The 2,394-nt window shown below is 66.8% G+C and carries 2 protein-coding genes; one reads left to right on the top strand and one right to left on the bottom strand.

What is annotated here, in order from left to right; genetic code table 11:
• Positions 1 to 704: 704 nt before the first annotated feature.
• Positions 705 to 1,592, bottom strand: a complete 888-nt coding sequence (locus tag ML01_RS26535) for a DUF2887 domain-containing protein (protein ID WP_058558371.1) — start codon at positions 1,590 to 1,592, stop codon at positions 705 to 707.
• A gap of 198 nt (positions 1,593 to 1,790) precedes the next feature.
• On the opposite strand from ML01_RS26535, the gene ML01_RS28205 reads away from it, so the two are divergent.
• On the top strand, positions 1,791 to 2,051 hold the full coding sequence (locus ML01_RS28205; RefSeq protein WP_082674711.1) for a DUF2442 domain-containing protein: 261 nt from the start codon (positions 1,791 to 1,793) through the stop codon (positions 2,049 to 2,051).
• The last annotated feature ends 343 nt before the right edge of the window (positions 2,052 to 2,394 follow it).

The following is a 2,394-nucleotide window of genomic DNA, read 5'->3' as shown; positions in this document are numbered from 1 at the left end:
GGAGCGGCTTTAGCCGCGCTCTTTTCTTTCCCGCCCGCGGCACCGTCGCGGCTAAAGCCGCTCCCACAGGGCGAGGCTCTCGCACGAGCGCCGTGGGAGCGGCTTCAGCCGCGCTCTTTTCTTCACACTCGCCGCAGTCGTCGCGGCTAAAGCCGCTCCCACGGGGCGCGACTTACGCACGAGCGCCGTGGGAGCGGCTTTAGCCGCGCTCTTTCTTCCCGCCCGCCGCAGCGTCGCGGCTAAAGCCGCTCCCACGGGGCGTGGCTCACGCACGGGCGCTGTGGGAGCGGCTTCAGCCGCGCTCTTTCTTCCCACTCGCCGCAGTCGTCGCGGCTAAAGCCGCTCCCACGGGGCGTGGCTCCGGCGCGTGCGCTGTGGGAGCGGCTTTAGCCGCGCTCTTTCTTCACACTCGCCGCAGTCGTCGCGGCTAAAGCCGCTCCCACGGGGCCTGGCTCCGGCACGTGCGCTGTGGGAGCGGCTTTAGCCGCGCTCTTTCTTCACACTCACCGCAGTCGTCGCGGCTAAAGCCGCTCCCACGGGGCCTGGCTCCGGCACGGGCGCTGTGGGAGCGGCTTTAGCCGCGCTCTTTCTTCCCGCTCGCCGCAGTCGTCGCGGCTAAAGCCGCTCCCACGGGGCCTGTCTCGCGCACGGGCGCTGTGGGAGCGGCTTTAGCCGCGCTCTTTCTTTGGGCTCCGCAAGCAGCCTCAGTCCTGCTGCTCCGGACCGATGAGTGCTTCCAGGTGGTCGGCGTCGAAAATGCCGTCGAGCCAGGCGTCGAGCTGGGCGATGGGCGCTGCTTGGATGCGGGCGATGGCCCAGTCGGGCACGGGGCCGAAGCGGCGGGCCAGCAGCCGCCCGAGATCCTCGGCTTTGCCCTCGGCTTTGCCCTCGGTTATTCCCTCGGCTTTGCCCTCGGTTATTCCCTCGGCTTTGCCTTCCGCAAAGATGCTCTGGTAGGCGCGAGTCTCTTGAATGGGGGTCGGTAGGTTCAGCATGGCCCAAATCTCCTGCGCGGTCAGACCGCGAAAGCGTTCGAAAAACCAAAATTCCAAGACCTGCGACAGCGCTTCGCGCGCTTCCTCGCCGAGCGGCGCGCGGCGGATGCCCTGCCAAAGGCTCGGGGCGCGGCGGCGTAGCTCGGCGTCGTCTTCGATCACCAGCGGCGCGAACACGGCGACATAGGGGTTGTCGGGCTCGCGCTCCAGCCACTGCGGCAGAAACCGATCCAGCGCGACGATGCATAGCGGCCGCTCGCTGTCGTTGGCCCAGGCCGGCTGGTCCGGGCGGTCGCGCTCGCGCAGCAGCACGCCGATGCCGAGCACTTCGCGCTCGGGAAACTGCTCGCCGTACAGGCCCATCTTGGTGAGCAGGTTATACCAGGCCTTGGCCTGCGGCTGCCCTTGGAATTCGACCACGTACGCCGGCCCGGCGTGCCCGTCGGGCTCGAGAATCCCGTCCAGACGCCGCTCCAGGCTCTTGATGGTGAGCGAGCTGAAACGGTACGCACCCGAGAGCGTGTGTCCACCGGTCAGCACCCGAAAGGCTTCCGGGCCGGCCCTTAGAAAAGTGTAGATGGGGTGGTCGGTCTTCAGGGCATTGAGCTTCAAGATTCGCGGGCAGGCGCATCATCCAGTCCAGCACGGCGAATAGATCCAGCACGCGCCGCGTCCAGCCGTGGCGGTAGAGCATTTGCACCAGCCGGCGCTTGATTCCGGAGAAGGCGTGCGCGAGCATGCCTTTCGTCAAGCGCTTCATTTGCGACAATCAAAGCGAATTGTTGGAGAAATGGGATGAGCTCAGCGGTTGAAACACCCTGGCCGCGGGTGGTCGAAGCCAAACCACTTGAGCATCACCGGGTGGAAGTCTCCCTCGCCAGCGGAGAACGCTGGACGATCGATCTCGAAGCCTTGATTCAGCGTCGCGATGCGTACTGGCGGCTTCGCCGGCATCGTTACTTCCGACAGGTTGGCGTGGACCCACTCGGCGCACTCTGCTGGCCGGAAGGTGAGGATTTGGCACCGGAGAGTCTCGCCCGTTATCGGTGCGATTGAGTGGTACCGAGGCGGGAGCTTCGGCACAGCTCAGACCTGATGCTTGCGTGGGTGGTGCGTTGACCGCAGTCGTCGCGGCTAAAGCCGCTCCCACGGGGCCTGGCTCGCGCACGGGCGCTGTGGGAGCGGCTTTAGCCGCGCTCTTTCTTCACACTCGCCGCAGTCGTCGCGGCTAAAGCCGCTCCCACGGGGCGTGGCTCCGGCACGTGCGCCGTGGGAGCGGCTTTAGCCGCGCTCTTTCTTCGCGCCCGCAGCACCGTCGCGGCTAAAGCCGCTCCCACGGGGCGTGGCTCACGCACGGGCGCCGTGGGAGCGGCTTTAGCCGCGCTCTTTCTTCACACTC

Source organism: Thiohalocapsa sp. ML1, from assembly GCF_001469165.1.
GTDB lineage: Bacteria > Pseudomonadota > Gammaproteobacteria > Chromatiales > Chromatiaceae > Thiohalocapsa.
Note: the sequence above shows the minus strand (reverse complement) of the source record. Positions and strands in the feature narration are given on the sequence as shown.

Bases quoted from the DNA above. Each gene is read 5' to 3' on its own strand.
- ML01_RS28205 (WP_082674711.1), top strand. From the start codon at position 1,791: ATGAGCTCAGCGGTTGAAACACCCTGGCCGCGGGTGGTCGAAGCCAAA.